This is a genomic window from Helicobacter hepaticus ATCC 51449 (assembly GCF_000007905.1).
GTDB classification, from domain to species: domain Bacteria; phylum Campylobacterota; class Campylobacteria; order Campylobacterales; family Helicobacteraceae; genus Helicobacter_C; species Helicobacter_C hepaticus.
Genome location: NC_004917.1, coordinates 572181 through 594682, shown reverse-complemented (window position 1 = coordinate 594682; position 22502 = coordinate 572181). Strand labels below are relative to the sequence as shown.

At 36.0% G+C, this 22502-nt stretch carries 19 protein-coding genes and 1 tRNA gene; 18 read left to right on the top strand and 2 right to left on the bottom strand.

Annotation, left to right across the window (positions count from 1 at the left end; all coding sequences use genetic code 11):
* Positions 1–6 precede the first annotated feature (6 nt).
* Both pyrC and HH_RS03045 read right to left on the bottom strand, forming a co-directional pair.
* Positions 7–1038 carry a dihydroorotase gene (gene pyrC, locus HH_RS03050; RefSeq protein WP_011115456.1) on the bottom strand — a complete coding sequence of 344 codons (1032 nt, stop codon included), beginning with the start codon at positions 1036–1038 and terminating at the stop codon, positions 7–9.
* Between the two features lie 9 nt (positions 1039–1047).
* The gene (locus tag HH_RS03045; RefSeq protein WP_011115455.1) at positions 1048–2496 is read right to left on the bottom strand and encodes a phosphomannomutase/phosphoglucomutase; all 1449 of its coding nucleotides are present in this window, start codon (positions 2494–2496) and stop codon (positions 1048–1050) included.
* A 192-nt stretch (positions 2497–2688) separates the two neighbouring features.
* On the opposite strand from HH_RS03045, the gene hisC reads away from it, so the two are divergent.
* The 18 genes from hisC to HH_RS02955 all read left to right on the top strand — a co-directional run bounded on the left by hisC (position 2689) and on the right by HH_RS02955 (position 22479).
* Positions 2689–3801 carry a histidinol-phosphate transaminase gene (gene hisC / locus HH_RS03040; protein ID WP_011115454.1) on the top strand — a complete coding sequence of 371 codons (1113 nt, stop codon included), beginning with the start codon at positions 2689–2691 and terminating at the stop codon, positions 3799–3801.
* A gap of 9 nt (positions 3802–3810) precedes the next feature.
* Positions 3811–5523 (top strand): flagellar basal-body MS-ring/collar protein FliF, encoded by a 1713-nt coding sequence (gene fliF, locus HH_RS03035; RefSeq protein WP_011115453.1) that lies wholly within the window; start codon positions 3811–3813, stop codon positions 5521–5523.
* Positions 5524–5538: 15 nt separating this feature from the next.
* Complete coding sequence (gene fliG, locus HH_RS03030) at positions 5539–6570, top strand: flagellar motor switch protein FliG (RefSeq protein ID WP_011115452.1); 1032 nt, start codon at positions 5539–5541, stop codon at positions 6568–6570.
* Entirely contained in the window at positions 6557–7390 is an 834-nt protein-coding gene (fliH, locus tag HH_RS03025) for a flagellar assembly protein FliH (protein WP_011115451.1), read from the top strand. Before fliG ends, fliH begins: the two co-directional genes overlap by 14 nt.
* Before the next feature lie 25 nt (positions 7391–7415).
* Positions 7416–9305: a 1-deoxy-D-xylulose-5-phosphate synthase gene (gene dxs, locus HH_RS03020; RefSeq protein ID WP_011115450.1), complete on the top strand. Its 1890-nt coding sequence runs from the start codon at positions 7416–7418 to the stop codon at positions 9303–9305.
* Positions 9306–9384: 79 nt separating this feature from the next.
* Positions 9385–9469: transfer RNA gene (locus HH_RS03015), tRNA-Leu, on the top strand.
* Between the two features lie 134 nt (positions 9470–9603).
* Complete coding sequence (locus tag HH_RS03010) at positions 9604–10653, top strand: ribonucleotide-diphosphate reductase subunit beta (protein WP_011115448.1); 1050 nt, start codon at positions 9604–9606, stop codon at positions 10651–10653.
* On the top strand, positions 10643–11380 hold the full coding sequence (locus HH_RS03005) for a carbon-nitrogen hydrolase family protein (protein ID WP_011115447.1): 738 nt from the start codon (positions 10643–10645) through the stop codon (positions 11378–11380). Before HH_RS03010 ends, HH_RS03005 begins: the two co-directional genes overlap by 11 nt.
* Entirely contained in the window at positions 11380–12036 is a 657-nt protein-coding gene (locus HH_RS03000; protein ID WP_011115446.1) for a protein-L-isoaspartate(D-aspartate) O-methyltransferase, read from the top strand. The genes HH_RS03005 and HH_RS03000 overlap by 1 nt, the downstream gene beginning before the upstream one ends.
* A gap of 15 nt (positions 12037–12051) precedes the next feature.
* On the top strand, positions 12052–12699 hold the full coding sequence (locus tag HH_RS02995; RefSeq protein ID WP_011115445.1) for a prepilin peptidase: 648 nt from the start codon (positions 12052–12054) through the stop codon (positions 12697–12699).
* Positions 12699–13718, top strand: a complete 1020-nt coding sequence (locus HH_RS02990; RefSeq protein WP_011115444.1) for an LptF/LptG family permease — start codon at positions 12699–12701, stop codon at positions 13716–13718. The genes HH_RS02995 and HH_RS02990 overlap by 1 nt, the downstream gene beginning before the upstream one ends.
* A complete protein-coding gene (truA, locus tag HH_RS02985; RefSeq protein ID WP_011115443.1) occupies positions 13718–14464 on the top strand; it encodes a tRNA pseudouridine(38-40) synthase TruA in 747 nt (248 codons plus the stop codon). Before HH_RS02990 ends, truA begins: the two co-directional genes overlap by 1 nt.
* A 245-nt stretch (positions 14465–14709) precedes the next feature.
* Positions 14710–15465 (top strand): hypothetical protein, encoded by a 756-nt coding sequence (locus HH_RS02980; RefSeq protein WP_011115441.1) that lies wholly within the window; start codon positions 14710–14712, stop codon positions 15463–15465.
* Positions 15466–15710: 245 nt separating this feature from the next.
* The gene (gene purD / locus HH_RS02975; protein ID WP_011115440.1) at positions 15711–16991 is read left to right on the top strand and encodes a phosphoribosylamine--glycine ligase; all 1281 of its coding nucleotides are present in this window, start codon (positions 15711–15713) and stop codon (positions 16989–16991) included.
* Complete coding sequence (locus HH_RS02970) at positions 16988–17461, top strand: RDD family protein (protein WP_011115439.1); 474 nt, start codon at positions 16988–16990, stop codon at positions 17459–17461. The genes purD and HH_RS02970 overlap by 4 nt, the downstream gene beginning before the upstream one ends.
* On the top strand, positions 17458–19671 hold the full coding sequence (locus tag HH_RS02965; protein ID WP_226989504.1) for an LPS-assembly protein LptD: 2214 nt from the start codon (positions 17458–17460) through the stop codon (positions 19669–19671). Before HH_RS02970 ends, HH_RS02965 begins: the two co-directional genes overlap by 4 nt.
* A gap of 13 nt (positions 19672–19684) precedes the next feature.
* On the top strand, positions 19685–20350 hold the full coding sequence (locus HH_RS02960) for a phosphoribosyltransferase (protein WP_011115437.1): 666 nt from the start codon (positions 19685–19687) through the stop codon (positions 20348–20350).
* On the top strand, positions 20350–22479 hold the full coding sequence (locus HH_RS02955; protein WP_011115436.1) for a polyribonucleotide nucleotidyltransferase: 2130 nt from the start codon (positions 20350–20352) through the stop codon (positions 22477–22479). Before HH_RS02960 ends, HH_RS02955 begins: the two co-directional genes overlap by 1 nt.
* Positions 22480–22502: the final 23 nt, after the last annotated feature.

Below are 22502 nucleotides of genomic sequence, written 5' to 3'. Positions count from 1 at the left end.
TATTTCTCATCTATTTTCCTCTTTAATGCGCCAAGAGAGATTTGTTTGCGCTCGGAGTGGTATAATATGCCCAAGAGGTGTATTAATGTAAGGAGGCACTGGATTTTCCACACGCTCAAGCGTGATGGTTTTAATCGGAAAATGCTTTAGCTTGTAGTTCGCGATAGCCCTATTGCTTATAAATGTTTGCAAGCAATCAAGGGCGTTATGAAATGCAAAAACTTCAGCAAGGGCTGGGAGTAAAATAGGGGCAGAAAAAATCCCCGCTGCACCTTTGGAGTTAAGTTTTGCAGATTCTAAATGAGGCGCAGAATCCGACCCAAAACTTACTTTTGGGTGAGCATTTAGAGCAGCTTGCAGCAAGGCTTGTTGGTCTTTTTTGGTTTTAAGCATAGGTTTGCAGAAGTGATGAGGATTAATCCCCCCACCAAGCACGTCATCAAGATTCATAGTAATGTGATGTAATGTAAGTGTAGCATAGAGATTTGGGTATTGTTCAATCAACTCAAGACTACGCCTATCGCTCATATGCTCAATGATTATGCGAAGACGAGGGAAATGTTGTGCAATATGGGCAAAAATAGGCAAAAATTCATATTCTCTTTCCATACAAAAGCCATTACTCTCGCCGTGTATGGAGAGAATAAAGCCTAATTCTTGAGCAATCTCAAAGATATGAAGTGTCTTTTCGCATAACATCTCTTTAACGCCCTTCTCACTTCCCGTAGTTGAGCCCTTAGGATAAAGTTTAAGAATATGAATGCCTGCTTCTTTAGCACGTATAAGTTCTTGTTTGTCAAGGTCTGGAGTAAGAAAAATACTCATAAGTGGTTCAAATGATGTAGAACAAAGTGATAGAATCTGCCTTTTGTATGCAAGAGCTTGTGCAGTAGTGGTAATAGGGGTTTTAAGATTTGGCATAACAACAGCAGCACTAAAAGGATTTGCACTAAAAGGCAAGATAGCACTAAGCATTTCTCCCTCGCGCAAATGAAGATGCATATCCATAGGGTTTGTGAGTTGTAATGTTTGTGGCATAGCTTGTCCTTATGTTTTTTGACAATTTTTCAGAAGAGCAAGTAAATGAGTTTTATAAGATTCGCATTCTTCTTTGCTTATAGCTTCAAAACGTGTAACAAGCACAGGTGTAGTATTACTTGCCCTTATGAGTCCCCAGCCATTTTCAAATATTACACGCAATCCATCAATGCTGATAATATCTTTAATGGAAGGGAAATCAGCAGGAGGGTTTTTTAATGCCTCACCAAGGGTGTGAATAAGAGTGAATTTCTCTTCCTCTGTGGTAGAAATCTTCTCTTCGTCTGTGCTGTAAAGATGAGGTAGAGCATTGATAGTAGCTTCTAGTTCCTTTGGTGTATAGTGCAAAAACAACTCTAAAGCTCTAAGTGAAGCATAAATTGCATCATCATAGCCAAAATATCGGTCATTAAAGAAGAGATGCCCACTCATTTCTGCTGCAAGATGTGCATTGAGCTCTTTAAGCTTGACTTTAAGGTTACTATGTCCTGTTTTATACATTATTGCTTTGCCGATTTTGTTGATTTCGTCATACATCACTTGCGAACATTTGACTTCGCCAATGACGACAGGACTTAAAAAGCGTCTTTTCATCTCTTGCGCAAAAAGAATAGCAAGTTCATCGCCTTTATAATTATAATGAGTTGTTAAAAGTGCAAGTCTATCAGCATCTCCATCAAAGGCAATTCCAATCGGTATAGAATCCGATTTCATTTTGTCTTTAAGTGCAATGAGATTTTTTTCCTCGCTTGGGTCTGGGTGATGATTGGGAAAAGTGCCATCTGGTTCAAAAAAAAGTGGTGTATAGTTAATATTAAGATTTTCTAAAATTTTTTTTATACCTATACCACCCACGCCGTTGCCACAATCTACAGCAATAAGATAGGGAAAATTCTCAAGGGAGGCAAATGCTCGCGTCAAATAATCTATATATGCCCCAAGAGCGTTAATTTTTGTATATGTTTTATTTTGATGTGTATTTGGGAGAATATTGTGTTTATTTTGTTGATTGAGCAACGTAGTGAGTTTTGTCCCAAGAGCACGGATTTGCTCTCCATAAAAAGGTGTTTGATTAATGGTAATTTTAAAGCCATTGTATTGAGGCGGATTGTGTGAGCCTGTAATCATTACAGAATGAGGACAAGTGATAGAATCTATGGTGTTAAAGGTTGCAAAGTATGCCACAGGAGTAGGGATAAGTCCAAGATCATAAACTTCAATACCTGTTGATGCAAAACCTTCCGCAAGCCACGTAAGAAGAGTAGGCGAATGTGTGCGTGCATCATAGCCAATATATATGCAAGGAGGCAGTTTAGATTCTATAATATATTCTCCAAGTAGTTGCCCTATGCCACATACAACTTCGTGCGTGAGGTCATCACCGAAAATACCACGAATATCATATTCGCGAAAAATATGTGTAATTTCTAAAATATGTTTATTGTGTAGTGTTTGCATCTTGGAATGACCCCTTAAATCTTAGAGTTTTTATCAATGTCGGTTATTCTTGATATATTTTAGTAAATTGTAGCAAATTTTCGTTACAAGCCAAAAGATATGATTTTAAAGAAACTTATAAATATTTTAAGATAAAATAAACCATTTTTTTGATGAGTTAAAACCAAGTTATGGATAAGAGGTGATACAGAAGTGTTTCGGAGCGCATTGAAGCAAATTGTAACTTATGAGGCAGGGAAGCCAATAGAGCTTGTCGTGCGTGAGTATGGGATTAAGCCAGAGGATATTATTAAACTTGGCAGTAATGAGAATCCTTATGGAACATCTGCTCAAGTAGTAGAATCTCTTCAAAAAAATGCCCATAAAGCTTTTTTGTATCCTGATGATTCTATGTATGAGCTTAAAAATGCCCTAGCCTCGCATTTTGATGTAGAATCTAAACATATTATTATTGGTGCAGGAAGCGACCAAATCATTGAATTTTGTATGCAGGCGCTCAATCATCACAATGCACAGGTGCTTATGGCTAAAACGACTTTTGCTATGTATGAGGTATATGCGAAACTTGCTGGTGTAGAGATTTCTAAAACACCAAGTGATGAACATATTTTAGAGGAGTTTTTTCAACTCTATCAAAGCGAAAAAGAAAGAAAACATATAAGTGCAGTGTTTTTATGTGCACCAAATAATCCTTTGGGTGAATGTTTAGATGCAGCGGCTATTGAGCAATTTATACAAGCAGTGGATAAGGATACACTTGTAATTGTTGATGGCGCATATCAGGAGTTTGCAGCTTATAAAGATAAGGCAAAGGCTATTAATCCCAAGCAGCTTATAGAGCGTTTTAGTAATGTGATTTATCTAGGAACATTCTCAAAAGTATATGGTTTGGGTGGTATGCGTGTGGGTTATGGTATTGCAAGTGAGCATATTATTTCTATGCTTTATAAAGTGCGCCCACCCTTTAATGTTACTACACTTAGCTTACAAGCTGCTCTTATTGCATTAAAAGACCAAGTGTTTGTGAGTGAGTGTATAAAAAATAATGCTATTGAAATGGCAAGATACGAAGCATTTGCTAATGAAATGGGATTTACATTTATCCCTTCATATGGGAATTTTATTACATTTTTGCATTCGCATATAGAATCTTCGCATTTATGTGATTGGTTATTGCAAAATGGTTTAATAGTGCGTAATCTACGCTCTTATGGATTGAATGCTTTTCGGATAACAATTGGTAGAGCAGAGCAGAATACACGCGTATTTGAACTCATAAAAGCATATTTACAAATTCATAACTAAGGGATATTCGTGGATTTAAGACTGATTTTTGAACAAATTGCTCGAGTGTTAAATAAGCTTAATAAGAAACAGCGAATTATTATCCTTACAACTTTTGTTGTGCTTATTAGTTTTTTAACTTATCTTGTTCTCTTTAAGGTAGAAACAAAAAATGAGTATGAAAATTATGAGGTGCTTTTTAGTAATTTAAGCGCAGAAGATAGCGCATTGATATTACAAAAGCTCCAACAAGATAAAATCCCATATAAAATACCTCAAGATAATATCATTATGGTGCCAAAAGATAATGTTTATGAGCAACGCATTACACTTGGTTCGCTTGGACTACCCAAGACAAGTAAAAATGTAGGTTTTGATATTTTACTTGAAAGTCCTGTAGGAGAGACACCTTTTACCCAAGATATGAAATATCTCATTGCTAAGCAAAATGAGCTTGCAAGGACTATTGAGAGTTTGCGTCCTATCGAAAAAGCAATTGTGAATATCTCAATGCCCAAGGAATCACTTTTTGTTCAAGGCGGACATCCGCCATCTGCTTCTGTTAAGCTCACAGTGCGCGATAATATGTTTCTTTCAACCGAGCAAGTTATTGGTGTTAAACATCTTGTTGCTGCAGCAGTAGAACGTTTGACTCCGGAGAATGTTAAAATTATCAATCAAGAGGGCGAATTGCTTGGCGAAGAGGATGAAGCAGCGTTACAAGGGGTTTTAGCGAAGAAAGCAGCCTTTCAAAGACGATATCAACAAGCCGCAGAGAATGCTATGGAGGCGAAGATTATCAAATTTTTGCAACCAAGTGTGGGAGATGGTGTGCAAGCACAAGTAACGATGGATTATGATTTTAGTGTGCGTAATTCTACTCAAGAAGAATTTGACCAAAACCCTGTTATACGAGGTATTAGAGAGTATGAAAAAGAACGAAAAGGATTCCGTCCACCACAAATTGGGGGTGTTCCAGGAGTGGTAAGTAATATTGGTCCTGTGCAGGGATTAAAAGATGATGAAATGATGGAATGGGAGAAAGAAAGCGAAGTTGTTCAAAATAACGAGATTGGTAAAAAAGTGAGTAGTATTTCGGAACATTATGGAGTTTTAAAGCGAGTAAGTGCTTCTGTAATGATTGATGGGACTTATGAAGAAGTCGTAGGTGAAGATGGTGAGACACGTTTAGAATATTCTCCTCGTTCTCAAGAAGATATGGACAAATTTTTAGAAGGTGTAAAAAAAGCAATTGGTTATAACGAGGCACGAGGCGATCAAGTTGAAGTGATTAATATGCCCTTTAGGAATACACAGCTCGATTATCGTCCAAAAGATGCTTGGGAGGCTTTCTCTGATAAAGTAGAGCGATATCTTAGTCCGTTTATGCCATTGTTAAAATATGTTATTGTTGCGGTAATTCTCCTTGTATTTTACAAAAAAATTGTTGCACCATTTGCAGAGCGTATGCTTGAAGTGCAAGAAGAGGAAGATGATGATATAGAATCTCTTATGCAAATTGATGATGATGATGATGATTTAAATAAATTCAGTGAATTAAGAAAACGTGTAGAAGACCAGCTTGGTTTGAGCTCTGGGCTTGATGAAGATAATATCAAATATGAAGTATTGCTTGAAAAAATGCGTAATGTTATTTCAGAGCGTCCTCAAGAAATAGCTTCGTTGTTTCAAACATTAATTAAAGATGAGCTTGATATTACCGAAGGTATTGGTCATAAATAACTATAAGGAGTAAATATGGCAATCACACTTAGTCCTCGTCAAAGAGCACAATATGATGAGCTTTCAATGGCAGAAAAAATTGCTATCTTATTGATGCAATTAGGTGATGAAATTACTTCTGAAATTTTTCATCATCTTGATATTGATGCAATTACTGAAATCAGTAAACAAATTGCACAGCTGGGTGGAATGGATAAAACTATTGGCGCAGCCGTTTTAGAAGAGTTTTATGTCATTTTTCAGTCTAATCAATATATTAGCACAGGTGGTATAGATTATGCTCGTGATTTATTGATTAAAGCTCTTGGACCTGATGCTGCAAAGGCAATTTTGGATAAACTTGCCAAAACAATGCAATCTCAAAAAAACTTTGCCTATCTCTCCAAAATTCGCCCACAGCAACTTGCAGATTTTATTATCAATGAACATCCCCAAACGATTGCTCTTATTCTTGCGCATATGGACGCAAGTGGAGCAGCAGAGACATTGAGTTATTTCTCTGATGATTTGCGTGCAGAGGTAGCTATTCGTATGGCAAACCTTGGGGATATTTCGCCAAGTGTTGTTAAGCGCGTAAGTGCAGTGCTTGAAAATAAACTTGAATCTCTTACAAGTTACAAGGTTGAAGTGGGTGGCACACGTTCCGTTGCGGAAATTTTCAACAGATTGGGACAAAAAGCTGCAAAAGCGACACTTTCACATATTGAGCAAATTGATGAGCAGTTAGCTATTGAAATTAAAGAGATGATGTTTACTTTTGAAGATATTTCAAAACTTGATAATAACGCTATTAGAGAGATTCTTAAAATTGCTGATAAAAAGGATCTTACCCTTGCTCTTAAATCTGCTCCTGATGATTTAAAACAGAAGTTTATGGGCAATATGTCTCAACGTGCGAGTGAGCAGTTTATGGAGGAAATGCAGTTCCTTGGAGCTGTAAAAGTGCGTGATGTAGAAAATGCACAAAGAAAAATTGTTGAGGTAGTCCAAACCCTTTCAGAGCAAGGTTTAGTCCAACTAGGAGAACAAGACGATGTCATTGCTTAATCAAGAAAACATTATTGGACAAGAGCGACTTAAAAATCATAATATTAAAAAATATGAATTTAAAAGCATCACAAATGAGATGATAGAATCGAGCAAAGAAATCGCTTCTGCCTCTGCTCATATAGAAACACTTGCACCAAAAATACCGCAAGATGAGGCAAATGAGCTCTCTCAAAATATACAAAGTAATGCGCAAAAAATTGCAACACTTGAGCAAGAGCTTGTCGAGCGTTTATTACAAAAAACAGATGAGCTTTCCGGCTCACTTGCAAAGCTACAAATTCAGTTTGAAAAACTCCAAGTAGAAAGCGAACAACGCGTTGTAAGTGCGCGTGAAGATGGCTATAAAGATGGTTTTAGAGAGGCAGAGGAGAAAGCAAAAGAGGATTTATTTGCTGAAGTGAGCGCACAAAAAAAAGCTTTGGTAGATTCTATTATTACGCTTGAAAATGCGCTTAAAACAAGCCAAAAGCATCTAGAAGATTTGGAAAAAGAACTAAGTGCTATTTCAGTCGATATTGCAAAAGAAGTAATTATCAACGAAGTGAGTGAAAATTCTCAAAAAATTGCATTGAATTTGACAAAAGAGTTGCTTAATTCTATTATGGACGCAACAAATATTAAAATTAAAGTCAATCCAAGTGATTATCTTTTTTTAAAAGAACAGCTTAAGGATAATGCGAAAGTTGAACTTATCTCTGATAGCGCTGTATCACTCGGGGGTGTAGTGATTGTGAGCGATAATGGTAACATTGATGGCACAATTATGTCGCGTTATAAGAATCTTAAACAATCTGTGCTTGAAAATATGCGTGATTAGGACAAAATTAAGAGGGGAAAGAGAGATGGAAGTCAAAACGCTTGATGTAGCAAATTTCTTAGCCCGTATACAAAAGCAAGAGAGCACTTTTGAGAGTTTGAGTAAGTTTTCTCCCACGCAGCTTAAAGAGCTTGCTACGTGTATTCGTCATAGAATATTAGAGGTTGTAAGCTCTAATGGTGGTCATCTTAGTTCTACTTTGGGCGCAGTAGATTTGATTATAGGAATGCATTTAGTCTTTGATGCAAACACAAATCCTTTTATCTTTGATGTTTCTCATCAAGCTTATGCACATAAACTTCTCACTGGAAGATGGAATGATTTTTCTAGTTTAAGGCAATTTGGTGGTTTAAGTGGGTTTTGTAATCCCAAAGAATCCCCTAGTGATTATTTTATTGCTGGACATAGCTCAACTTCCATTTCTCTTGCGGTTGGTGCAGCAAAAGCGTTAGCATTAAAGGGAAGTGCAAGTATGCCTGTGGTAATGATAGGTGATGGTTCAATGAGTGCAGGGCTTGTATATGAGGCACTCAACGAATTAGGTGATAAAAAATATCCTATGGTTATTATTTTAAACGATAATAAGATGAGTATTTCTAAACCTATTGGGGCAATTAGTAACTATCTTTCGCAGATTTTGACAACATCTATATACCAAAAAATACGTGATACGATTAAGAAAGTGCTTACAAAAATGCCCGATTCTGCTACCTATCTTGCTAAAAGATTTGAAGAATCTCTCAAACTTATTACACCAGGTATTTTATTTGAAGAATTGGGGCTTGATTATGTTGGTCCCATTGATGGACATAATATTGAACTTATAATCGCCACATTACAAAGAGCAAAAGAAATGAGAAAACCTGTCATTATTCACGCTCAAACGCTCAAAGGCAAGGGTTATGAAATTGCAGAGGGTAGATTTGAGCATTGGCACGGAGTTGGTCCTTTTGATGTAAGCACGGGTTCTTCACTTAAAAGTTCTGCTCCACAATCGCCCACAGCAGTATTTTCTGAAAGTTTAGAATCTTACCTTACTGATGAAAAAGTGGTTGGTGTAACTGCTGCAATGCCAAGCGGAACAGGTTTAGATAAGCTTATTGAAAAGTATCCACAGCGATTTTGGGACGTTGCAATTTGTGAAGCTCACGCGGTTACTTCAATGGCAGCAATAGCAAAAGAAGGATTTAAACCTTTTGTTGCAATATATTCAACATTTTTACAACGCGCTTATGACCAAATAATACACGATGTAGGAATTTTGGGATTGCCCGTGCGGTTTTGCATTGATAGAGCAGGCATTGTGGGTGAAGATGGTGAAACTCATCAAGGATTGTTTGATATTGCTTATTTGCGTTCTATCCCTCATATGGTGCTTTTTGCACCGCGTGATAATGCAAGTTTGCAACAAGCAGTAGCTTTTGCTTATCGCTATAATGATTCACCTTGTGCATTCCGATATCCACGTGGTTCATTTACGCTTGAGGAGGGTGTATTTGTTTCAAATGAGTTTGTACTAGGGCAAGCAGAGATGTTAAAAAGAGGTAAGAAAATTCTTCTTGTGGGATATGGTAATGGTGTAGGTAGAGCTTATAAAGTGTATCAAGCTTTAATCACAGAGGGTTATGAGCCAAGCTTACTTGATTTGCGTTTTGTAAAACCTCTTGATAAACATATGTTGAATGAGGTGTTTAAAACGCATACCCATATATGTGTTTTTAGCGATAGTTATTATATGGGTGGTGTTGCAAGCGCACTCCTTGAGTTTATGGCAGAAGAAAATATCAAAGATGTGCAGCTAAAAAGCTTTGAAATTAAAGATAGATTTGTCCCACACGGCAATACTGCACTTATAGAGCAGTCTCTTGGTTTGGATACGCCCCATCTTGTAAGTAAGATTAAAGAGTGGATTTAGAAAATTTTAAACATTAATGAAGTAAAATCTGCGCCTTGCTTTTATGGCATTTGAGAATTATCTTTTTTGGTATGACGCTGCGGGAATGGCGAAATTGGCAGACGCACCAGACTTAGGATCTGGCGCCGCAAGGCGTGGAGGTTCAAGTCCTCTTTCCCGCACCACTTCTTTTATGCAATCTTATCTTTAATAGTTTTGGCGCGATATTTTTGATTTTTCCTGTGGATTTTAACATTCAATCAAGGAGTAAAAATATATAATTTCGCGTTTAAATTTTGTTATTTTTAAGGTCTTCGTAATGAAACAAGCACAAGCAGTTCAACATATTTCTCGCAAACAAATCTATAACCCAGAATCAACAGAGAGTGTAGCTGATAGGAAGATTTTTGGCGGGAATCCCACAAGTATGTTTGATTTAAATAAAATTAAATATCAATGGGCTTATAATCTATGGAAAGTGATGCTTGCGAATACTTGGTTTCCCGAAGAGGTAAATATGACACCTGATAAGCGTGATTATAACGGCGGTTTAACAGCGCAAGAGAAGCTAGGTTATGACAGAGCCTTAGCACAACTAATTTTTATGGATTCTTTGCAAACAAATAATTTGATTGACAATGTCAATCCCTATATTACAAGCCCAGAGATTAATCTTATCCTTGTGCGTCAAGCTTATGAGGAAGCATTGCATTCACAAAGCTATGCAGTAATGGTAGAATCTATTTCGGCAAATACTGATGAGATTTATAATATGTGGCGTGTGGATATGCAGTTAAGAAGTAAAAATGATAATATTGCAAATGTTTATATTGAGCTTGCAAAAAATCCCAATGAGCAAAATCTTCTCAAGGCTATGTTTGCTAATCAAATTTTAGAGGGTATTTATTTTTATAGTGGATTTTCATATTTTTATACCCTTGCACGTAGTGGCAAAATGTTAGGAAGTGCGCAAATGATACGTTTTATTCAACGTGATGAAGTAACACATTTGCTTTTATTTCAAAATATGATTAGTTCTTTGCGTAAAGAACAAGGGCATTTATTTACTCCTTCGCTTGAAGAGGAAGTTGTTGAGATGTTTAAAAAAGCAGTTGAGATAGAATCTCAATGGGGTGAATATATTACACAAGGGCAGATTCTAGGATTAACTTCAGAGATTATTCGTGAGTATATTCAATATTTGGCAGACGCACGTCTCAAGGCAGTGGGCTTACCTCAACTTTATGGCTCAAAGAATCCTATTAAGTGGGTAGATCAGTTTGCAAGTTTTAATGACCAAAAAACAAATTTCTTTGAGGCGAAAGTTACAAACTATTCAAAAGGGAGCATTAATTTTGATGATTTCTAAAAAGTTATATTGTATGCAAATTAAGACTGGACAAGATTTTGCAGAGAATCTTATAAATGTAGAGGATTTTATCGCCCGATGTGGAAAAAATGCTATTATTTGCGCGCCTGAAGTCGTGATAAGTGGGTTTGCTTATCAACGTATGAAAGAGGCGAGTGAATTTTCAAAGATTGCAACAGAGAGACTTTTAGAAAGTAGCGCAAAATATAACAATACACTTGTTATAACAATGATAGAAGAAAAAAAGAAAAAATTTTTCAATAATCTTAAAGTTTTTCATAAGGGTGAAATTATCCATAAGCAAAGCAAAAACAAGCTTTTTTCGCTTGGTGATGAGCAGTTGCATTTTAAGGCTGGTGAAAAAGGTGAAATTAGCATTTTTGAAATTGATGGTATTAAATGTGCAGCTTTAATTTGTTTTGAATTGCGTTTTGTGGAGTTATGGGAACAAATAAAGGGTGCGGATATTATTTTTATAAGTGCTCAATGGGGCAAAGCACGCAAAAGCCATTTTGAGATTCTCTCTCAAGCCCTTGCAATAGCAAATCAAGCTTTTGTTGTAGTAAGCAATAGCGCTAATGATATAATGGCAAAAGGAAGCTCTGTTATTACCCCTTATGGCATTGTGTATAAAAATGATAAGAAGAATTTTGTGGCGTGTGAAGTGGATATTGGGGAAACCTCGCGTATGAGAAAATATATTAATACTGGTATAGAGATTCATTAATGTATCAAAAAATAGCCAAAAAAATGTGTGATGAAATACAAAAAAGCTTTCCACTTTCTCCCAAAGTAGTTACCGCACTTTGTGCTGTGGATAGAGAGATGTTTGTGCCTTCAGTTTTCGCTCATCAAGCTTATGAGATTAATGCGTTGCCTATGGTAGATTCTCAATGGATTAGCTCCCCTCTGACCGTGGCACAAATGAGCGAGTATCTCGCCCCAAATGGAGGAGATTCTGTATTGGAAATTGGTTGTGGGAGCGGCTATCAAGCAATGGTGCTTTCCAAAATGTTTCGCCGTGTTTTTAGTATTGAGCGCATTGATAAGCTTTTTGAAGAAGCACGAGAACGCTTTAGACGTTTAGCATCTCATAATATTTTTATTAAGCTCGATGATGGGCAAAAAGGTTGGGCTGAATATGCTCCATTTGATGCAATACTTTTTTCTGCGTGTGCAAGGGAGATTCCGACTATTATTGTTAATCAACTTGAAGAGGGTGGGGTGCTTGTCGCACCTATGCTTGAAAATGGAAAGCAAATCATTAAACGTTTTAAAAAACATAATGGCATACTTGAGGGTGGCGAAATCTTATCAGAATGCCTTTTTGTAGATATACAAGATGGTATAGTCTCAGAATCTAAGAATAAATGCGTAATGTAAATATGCGAGGATAAGATGATAGTCTCTGTAATGCTTTCTTTATGTTTTGGCTTTGTTGGAGTATTTTTTATTGCATTTTATTCAGAAGATACGCGCTTGAAACCTTTTTCTTTAGCCATTATTTTTAAACTCTGGATTTATAGAATCTATTTTCTTTTGCTTTGTGTTTTTTCACTTTGTGTTTTAATGTGGTTTGGCATAGATGTAATATATGTCATTATGATGCTTTTATTGCTTTTGGGTTTAATTGATATTAAATGTCTTGCTGTGCCTGATACGATTAACTTTTTATTACTTTTGGTTTGTATAGGGTATGTATTTATAGATTCTCAACATAGTTTTGTTCAAAGAGTGCTTATGGGATTTGGCGTAGGAGGTGTATTTTTTGCCCTTAAAATCCTTTATCAAAGTCTTGTGCAAAAAGAGATTATTGGGGAAGCAGATATTATTGTTTTAAGTTCTATTGGCATTGCATTTGGTGCGCTTAATGCATTTATTAGTGTATTTTTAGGGAGTGTGGCAGCATTGGTATATGCTATATTTTTGGCAATTTTTTATCGAGTTAATCTTGCGCAACTGAAATTACCTTTTTGTTTTTTTATTTTTTTGGGCACGACTATTAATCTAGCTTGGCTTAGTTTTGTTATCCACGAGAATCCCTAATGTTTAAACGTTATCTTTTTATGTCTTTTGCACAGATATTTTTTCCATTTTTCCTTGTCTTGCTTTTTATTGCTTCTGTGGTATTGCTTATTGACATAGCAGGGCGCACCTACGTGATTAAAATGAGTTTTATAGATTTGGGCACATTATTTTTATATCTCATACCCGGTAGTTTATTTTTTATTATTCCTATTACTTTTTTTGCTGCTTTAGTGTTAAGCGTGGCGAAATTGACATATGATTATGAGCTAATGGTATGTTTTTCACTTGGAGCAAAGCCTTTAGATATTGTGAAGTTTTTTTTACCTATTACGCTCCTTGCCACGATTATTTTATTTGTGTTTTCACTTGTTATGCTTCCTTTGGCAAATAGTGCATCTAAAAATTTTGTTGCGCAAAAAAAAGCTGATATTGATGTAAATATTAAATCTGGTGAATTTGGGCAAAAACTTGGTGATTGGCTCGTGTATGTAGATAGCGCACACAAGCGCATTTACAAGAATCTTATTTTGTTTTCAGAAAATGGTTTTGAGGGCGATACTTTTATCGTTGCAGAATCTGGCAAAACAAATAATAATCAAGGTTTATTTGAGCTTAATCTTCAGGAAGGAAGCGCTTATTTTGCATCACCAGAGGAATTAAAAAGGGTGGATTATCACCAAATGAGTGTGCGACAAAATGTGAGTGAGCCACAGCTTAGAAGTTATGATTTGTTTGAATATTGGGGCAATGTTTTTACTTCAGATTCTCACCAAAAACCACGCAAACTTGCTCAAGCTGTTATGGTTTCACTTTTTCCTCTTACCTCCCTTTTTCTTGTGCCGCTTTTTGGTATTGCAAATCCTCGTTTTCATTCTAATATGTCTTATTTTTATGTTATTGCATCTGTAGCGCTATACTTTGTGCTTACGCACATTGCTTCGGAACATTTTCCACTTATAGGTATGATTATTATACCTTTCCTATGGTGTGCGCTAAGTTTTGGACTCTATAAAAAGTTTATTACAAAGTTTTATTAATGCCCACTTATAAAGCAGTGATTGCCTATGATGGTAGTGTATTTAGTGGATTTGCATTGCAAAAAGATAAGCGCTTAAAAAGTGTGCTAGGCACACTTAAAGAGGGATTTGCTCGTGTAGGTATTAAGAGTGATATTATCGGAGCAGGACGCACAGATAAAGGAGTGCACGCCACAGGGCAGGTTATATGTTTTCAAAGCGCACATTTTTTAGATTCTCAAGTTCAAGCCATAGAATCTTTGCGCTTTTTGCTTAATGCCAAGCTCTATCCTCACATTATGGTGCGTTCATTGCATATTGTAGATGATACTTTTCATCCACGTTTTGATGCACTTTGGCGTTCTTATCGTTTTTTACTCTCTCCTACACAACCTTCTCCTTTTGCTGCACCTTATGTGTCTTATGAAAAAATTGGTGATGAAACGCTTTTTAAAAATGCACTTCAGGCATTTCAAGGACAACATAATTTTGTATTTTTTAAAAAAAATGGCTCGTATACAAAGAATTGTATTCGCACAATTTTTGCAATTAAGCATTATACATACAAGGGTTTAGATATAGTATATGTGCGAGGCAATGGATTCTTACGCGCACAAGTAAGACTTATGGTAGGCGCAGCACTCGCTTATAGTCGCGCAGAACTAAGTTTTCATTCTCTACAAGAGCAAATAAATGGGCAAAAACAGCATTATACTTATCCTATAAGTCCTAATGGTTTGTATTTGTGTGAAGTGGGTTATAGGTAGTAAGCTATCAGGCTTATTTGAATGGTTTGTAGCTTTAATATTATAAGGATATTATAGGGGAGCACAAATAGTTGCTATTTGAGGTATATGGGTGGAGTAAGTGTTGAGGTTTAAAATGTGAGAAAAATCAGCATTAATTTTTTCCCTTCCCACCCAATGAGAATTTGTTCTTGTAAAGAGATTATCGTTTTTTAAGTGAGAGTCTTTATAATATTAACTTATAGATTTTTATGAAAAGAGATTGTATGAAAAGTGGAAATTTTCTCATTCTTTTTGTCTTTATTTCTGTGAGTTTTGGCTTTCAATGCACACACAAAAGTTGCAATGATGACCGTTTATTTCTCTCTCCGCATTTCGTGAATCTTCATTCTTCAACGATTAGTATTAATGGTGTAGGCGGTGGCTTAGGTGGTGATGCGCTTTGGTATGATAGAGAGTTTTATGCTCATACAAATGTTGGCATAAACTTTATGGATTTTAACACTCATAGTTCGCATAATATCTTAAGCACCAATCGTGGTTTTGGCACGATTTTTAGCGCGTTTGGAGATATTGGATTTAATCTTGGCTCATTAAATAAACCATTTTTTTTAGGCTTTGCAATTCCCATAGAGATGTATAATCTTAACTCTAGCAATTCTCCAAATGGCTTAAGTATCGGTACAATCGGCTTTGGACTTAATCTCTCACAAAGATACATTGAGCTTTTACCTGATGTGAGATTTGAATATGCTCTAGGGGTCTATTATGGCTTAGGTGTTTATAATTTTGCTGCGCTAGAGCCTAAAGGACTTTTTAGGAACGGCTTAAACACACAAGGTTTTATCACACAGGGCTTTGTCGGGCTTACTTATGGTGAGAGATACAATCTTTTTGCACGCTTAAAAGCAAAATATTATCAGCTTCAAGATTCTCAAAGTATTGTGGTAAATGGTGTGAGTGCCTTTTATCCAGCAAGTCAAAATTTTACACTTGTTTTAGAGCTAGGTATGGGCTTTTAAGATTATCTTTGTTATAATGCAGTTTAACCTAGATGACGCGCCTTTCCTTCATATCGCTAGTCTGTTACTAAAAGATTGTTTGGGTTAATCGTAGTAATCTTTGTGTGTCGGTGTTTGCGCTTGAGCTACTTTGAGATAGTGAGCATTCGCCGCCTAATGAGATTCTCTTAACCCTATTTGTGGCTTTTTTAGGCTACGCAAATCGGGGTAACGCTCATTTGGGGATTTGTAAGATAAGGATTATAATGCAAGAGCGGATTTTGATTATTGGTAATGGGGGACGTGAATATGCCATAGGACGAGTGTTGAAAGAAGAAAGCAGAGTAGAGGCTTTGTTTTTTGCACCCGGTAATGGAGCAACACATTTGCTTGGCACAAATCTTACCTACACGCACCCACAAGAACTTTTAGAATCTATCAAACTTCATCATATCACACTTGTTATCATAGGACCTGAAGCACCGCTAAGTGAAGGTTTAAGTGATTATCTAAGAAGTCATAATGTGCGTGTTTTTGGTCCATCAAAAGCAGCAGCACGTTTAGAATCAAGCAAGGCTTTTATGAAAGATTTTGTAAGTGCAGCTTGTATTCCAACAGCACGTTATATGCAATCAAGCGAGTTTGAAGCACTTTGTAATTTTATTGATACGCTCACCCCACCGATTGTGGTAAAAGCTGATGGTTTATGTGCGGGCAAGGGTGTGATTATTGCTCAAAGTTATGAAGAGGCAAAGCAAATTACTCAAGAAATGCTCTCTGGCACTGCTTTTGGAGAAGCAGGTAAATGTGTAGTTGTAGAAGAATTTTTGGATGGCTATGAGCTTTCTGTATTTGCCATTTGTGATGGAGAAAATTTTATTATGCTTCCTGCGTGTCAAGACCATAAGCGGCTGCTTTCGGGTGATGAAGGACCAAATACCGGTGGTATGGGTGCATATACACCTACACCTTTATGTGATGAGAATCTAATGGATAAAATTAAGCAGCGCATTATCGCTCCCACACTAGATTTAATGCGTAAAAATGGCACACCATTTGAGGGAGTGCTTTTTGGCGGGATTATGGTAGTAAAGAAAAATGATGAGCTAGAACCTTATCTGTTAGAGTTTAATGTGCGATTTGGAGACCCTGAATGTGAGGTGCTAATGCCTATGTTGCAAACACCTTTGCTTGATATATTCTTGCATTGTATTGAGGGCAAGATAAATAAGTTAAAATGTATGATAAAAAAACAATACGCAGTGGCAGTAGTGGCTTCATCAAAAGATTATCCTTATGCTTCAAGTGCCCCTGTGCCTATTAAGATTCAAAACTTTGATGAGCATCTAGGGCATATTGTGTATGCAGGAGTGAGCGTGGATTCACAAGGGCAACTTTTGGCAAGTGGCGGACGTGTGCTTTTGGCACTAGGAATTGCTCCAAATATTAGACAAGCGCGTGATAATGCTTATGAGATTCTCAAAAGTATATATTTTGAAGATATGCACTTTCGCGATGATATTGCTTATAAAGCTTTAGAACTATGAATACAGATGATAAAATTTTAGAACTTCTTGAAAGAGAGAATATCCAGCTTGCTGATAAAGCCTTGCGTTCTTTAGCGTGGTTTATTGATGTATTTTTACTCTCCCTTATTTTTACTTTAATTCACATTGACACGCTTTCACAAATGAGCGATGCACAAGGAAATGTGGATTATACTACCTTACGAGATTTTGTTATAGCTTATATGTGGCAAGTGTGGATTCTCAAAATTAGCTATGATACTATTTTTGTGTGGTTTTATGGAGGGAGTATTGGCAAAATCTTATGCAAAATACGCGTAGTGAGCGTGGATTTGCTTGATAAGCCAAATTTTATTTTCTCTCTTCTTCGTGCCTGTGGCAAATATATAGGTGAGAGTTTGCTTTTTATTACTTATGTATTTGGCTTTGGTGATATACTTTTCCGCACCTTGCACGATAGATTGGCAAAGACTTTGGTGATTGCATATTGAGACAACATTTAATTGTAGGATTGCTTTTTACGTGGTTGTGTTCTCTTACGCCCTTGTGTGCGGAACAAAAAGCAGATATGTTTGATTTATCTGCTGATGATGTGCGCGCAAGTGGTGATATTATCACTGCAGAGGGTAATGCTTTTTTGCTCTATGGTGATGCTTATATGGTGGCACAAAAGATTATTTATAATAAGCAGAGCAAAGAAGTGCATCTTGAAGGTGGTGCAAAAGTCTATCAAGGCAATATTTTATATCTTGATGTAGAACGCGTAGATATAACTTTAGAAGATAAGCACACGATTATGAGCAACCTTTATTTACAAAGCACAATGGGTATTTGGATTATGGCAAAACAAGGTGAGGGACAAGATGATAATTATACTTTCAAAAAAGGTGTGATTTCAGGCTGTGATATACAACATCCATTATGGCATTTAAATGTGAGTTCTGGCACATACAATGCACAAAAGGAATATATAAGTGTATGGAATCCAAGATTTTATCTTGGCAGTATGCCTGTGTTTTATTTTCCTTATTTTTTTGCGCCCACGGGCAATATAAGAAAAACCGGATTGCTCTCTCCTGAAATGTCTTTTAGTAATAAACAAGGTTTTATGTATATGCAACCTTTGTTTATTGCGCCTTTTAATCGTTGGGATATGACACTTTCTCCGCAAGTAAGAACACAACGCGGTTATGGTGGAGAAGTAGAGTTTCGTTTTGCAGATAAAGAAAATAATATCGCAACTTTTAGAGGACGATATTTTCAAAATAATGATGAGTATATGAGGAGCAATAACCTTAAGAATCAACATATTTATGGTGGGACATTTCAATACGAAACACAAGATATTTTCGTATCTAATAATGAGTATGCAAATGATGGATTTTATACGGATATTACTTATATGAATGACCTTGAATATATGCGGCTAAAAAGTCTTAATGCAGCTTTTAATACGCGTTTATATGAATCACGTATTAATTATTTTGTCAATACCAATAAGCATTATTTTGGCACTTATTTTAAATATTATCTTGACCTTTCTAAAGAGAGCAATGTAAATACTTTTCAATCTTTGCCGCAAATACATTATCATCATTATACAGATTCTCTATTTTTTAAGAATCTGCTTTATACTTTTGATTTTCAAGGTAAATATGTTACTCGTGCTTCCGGTTATAAATATTTTCAAAATACTTTCTCTTTACCTTTTGGTGTTGCATTTCCTTTTTTTAAAGATTATTTTTCCATAGGAGCGAATGTAGATATGTATGCTACTTCGGTTTTGCTTCAAGATACGCAAGGCATTACAGATGCTATGAATCACCCATTAAACAAAAGTATTAATTATAGTGTAAGTAGCTATAATATTTCTCTTAATTCTGATATTGCGCGTCCTTATAAACATTTTTTCCATTCTATGCATTTTGAAGCACTTTTTAGTGGAGCATTATATAAATACACCTCTAATGCTATTGATGATGATAGATATGAAGCCTATAATAAGTTGCTTGAAGAGAATAATCACAATCCTGAAGCCTTAAAAGTATATTGGAATCCAAGTGATATTGTTGATATTGTCAAAAATAAGCACAAAGTAGATTTAAAACTTTCGCAATATTTTTATGGCAAAAATGGTAAAGAGTTATTTTATTGGCGAATGTATCAGCGGCTTTTTATCAAAGATAGTTTTTTAACAAGAAATCAAGTGCTTCGTAATGAACTTGGATTTTCACCTATTGAGGGACTAAATCTTAGTGCTTCAGCATTTTATTCTTATTCACGTAATACTTTTAGTGAAGCATCAATTAATGCTTCATTTAATAGATGGGGGCTAGATTCTAATTTGACTTTTTATTTCAAGCTTGACCCGTTATATCTTTCATCTGGTTTATATTCCCAACAAGGTAGCAATAATGGCAATACTGGTTTTCTTCGCGGCACTATGGGCTATGATTTTGGATATTTTTATTTAAATACAAATATAGGTTATGATGTAGGACTTGGGTATTTAAAGGATTGGTATGTTACAATCTCTAAAGATATTCGGTGTTTTGGTATAGGATTAAAAATTGCTCAAGATGTGCGTCCTACCTTGACAGCTGACAATCAGATTACACCTATTACAAATCAATATGTTAAGCTTGAATTTCGCTTTGTGCCTTTGGCGAATATTGGTGCAACTTATAGATTCAAAGAGTAAGGAGAGGTTAAGAATGCAAAATATTATATTTGAATCCACAGAAGATGCCCTAAAGCCTTTGCTTGATGTGATAAATATTAAAAATCTCCCTTTGTCTAATGCAATTTTAATTAATATAGGGCGTGAAGGAGTAACACTTGCACACGAACTTGCTACAAAACTTAAAATTCCAATGGAATTTCTTTTTACACAAATTATCCCTTCTCCACTTAATTCCGAATGTCCTATTGCTGTGGTAAGTGAAGATATGGAAATGGTAATTAATGAAAGTTTGGTCAATGCTTTTGATATTAGCCCTGATTATGTTTATAATGAGGCACAAAGACAATATGAAGAGGTTATTTTACCTTCCCTCTATCAATTCAAAAAAGGTGAAGGTTTAGAATCGCTCAAAGGAAAAGATGTGTTACTCTTTGATATTGGTATAGATACGGGTTTGCGTATGGGTGTGGCGATTAAGACTTGTATGAATATGAAAGCAAAAAGTCTTTGCGTTGTTGCACCTGTAATGCCAAAGAGTATTTATGATTTTTTATGCGAAATTTGTGATGATGTCTGTTGCCCTTATCCTCTTGAAAATTATGTAACCACTTTACATTATTTTCCACATTTAAATGTGATTGATGATGAAGCATTTGAGGAAGCATTAAACCAAACTACAACACAAAAGGATACATAATGCAACACATTAAACTTGAATTTGAGAATCTAAGTGAGCAATATAGCTTTAATTATGTTGCACAAGCTGCAAATGGGGGTATACTTTATCAAAATGGAGGGAGTGTGCTTTTAGCAAGTGTTTGCACGCAGGAGAATGAAAAGTATGATGATGAGTTTTTGCCTTTGAGCGTGCAGTATATTGAAAAAACTTATGCAAACAATAAATTTCCATCTGGCTTCATAAAACGTGAAGGTAAACCAAGCGAGTTTGAGATTCTCACTTCAAGGCTTATTGACCGCACTTTGCGCCCACTTTTTCCTAAAGGTTATACTTACATAACTTCTATTGTTGTTATGGTTTTAAGTTATGATGGAAAAAGTGATTTACAACTTAATGCCCTTAATGCTGCTGCGTGCGCACTTTATGTATCAGATTTGCCATTGGAAAGTTTGCAAGATAAGGCAGTATCTGGTGTCCGTATTGGGCGTAAAGATGGGCATTTTATTATTAATCCTACAATGGAGCAACTTAGTGAAAGCGAACTTAATTTATTTGTTTCGGGGCGAGACGATGAACTTCTTATGATTGAAATGAAAAGTATAAGAACTGCGCAAGGTGCAAATGAACTAAGTGAAGAAAACTTCCTTGAAGCCCTTGAATGTGCTAAAAATTATATTAAAAATGCTACACAAACCTATCATCAGCAATTTGCTCCCTATAAGAAGTCTCCTTTTGCTTTTGAATCAGCGAATGATGAGCTTGATGAGCAGTTATTAAATATAATTCAAACACATTATCATACGCCCATTACAGAGGCTATTAAACATATGGCAAAATCTGAACGACACACTCAGCTTAAGGCATTGATAAAGCAAGTTGTTCGTGAATGCGAGATTGAAGATGAAAAAAAGGTGCAAGAACATATTATGGCGTATAAGAGAAAACTTGTGCGTGAGATGATTTTACAATCTCATATTCGTGCCGATGGTCGTGGGCTTAAAGATGTGCGCCCTATAAGTATTCAAACAAATATTTTGCCTTTTGCGCACGGAAGTGTGCTTTTTACGCGAGGACAAACTCAAGCACTTGTGAGCGCTACGATTGGTGGAGATAATGACGCACAAAATTATGAAATGCTTGGCAGTAAAAACGCACTTAAAAAGCGATTTTTGTTTCATTATAATTTCCCAAGCTTTAGTGTAGGTGAGGCGAGTATGATAGGTTCTGTAGGTCGTAGAGAGCTAGGACACGGCAATTTGGCTAAACGTGCTTTACATTCAAGTGTGCAAGAGCAGGATAAAACAATTCGCCTTGTTTCAGAGATTTTAGAATCTAATGGTTCAAGTTCAATGGCAAGTGTGTGTGGTGGTTCTTTGGCACTATGTGCTTGTGGCATAAAAGTAGAATCTCTTATTGCAGGTGTGGCAATGGGGCTTGTTACACAAGATGAGCAGTGTGCGATTTTGACAGATATTAGCGGGTTAGAAGACCACGATGGTGATATGGATTTTAAGGTAGCTGGAGGATATAAAGGGATTAGCGCAATGCAAATGGATATTAAACTTGGTGGGATTACACAAGAGATTCTTTGCCAAGCACTCTTTCAGGCAAAAGAGGCAAGAGAGCAGATTTTAGCAATTATGGAAGAAGCTCGCGCAAAGATTGTATTAAATGATGTGATATTACCAAAGAGTGAGAGTTTTATGATTCCTCCACATAAGATTGTTGAGGTTATTGGTGCTGGTGGGAGGGTAATAAAAGATATTATTGAGCGATTTGAAGTAAGTATTGATTTAGCGCGTGAAAGCGGTATGGTCAGTGTGAGTGCGAGTAATGTAGAAAATCTGCAAAAGGCAAAGACTTTTATTTTACAGCTTGTATCTAGTGCGGGGACAAAAAAAGAATATGAAAAAGTAGATTGGGAAAGTTATGCAGTAGGGGAGCGATTTGTAGGGAAAATTAAGAAAATTGTTGATTTTGGTATCTTTGTTGAGTTACCACGTGGAGGCGATGGACTTATTCATATTAGTAAAATCACAAAAGATAAAACTCAACAATTAAGCGAGATTTTTCACAATGTAAGTGAGCTAGAATGCGAGATTTTATCACAAAATAAGAACAAAGTAGAACTAGGGCTTGTTGAATAATATCAATTAATGTTTTTTTTATT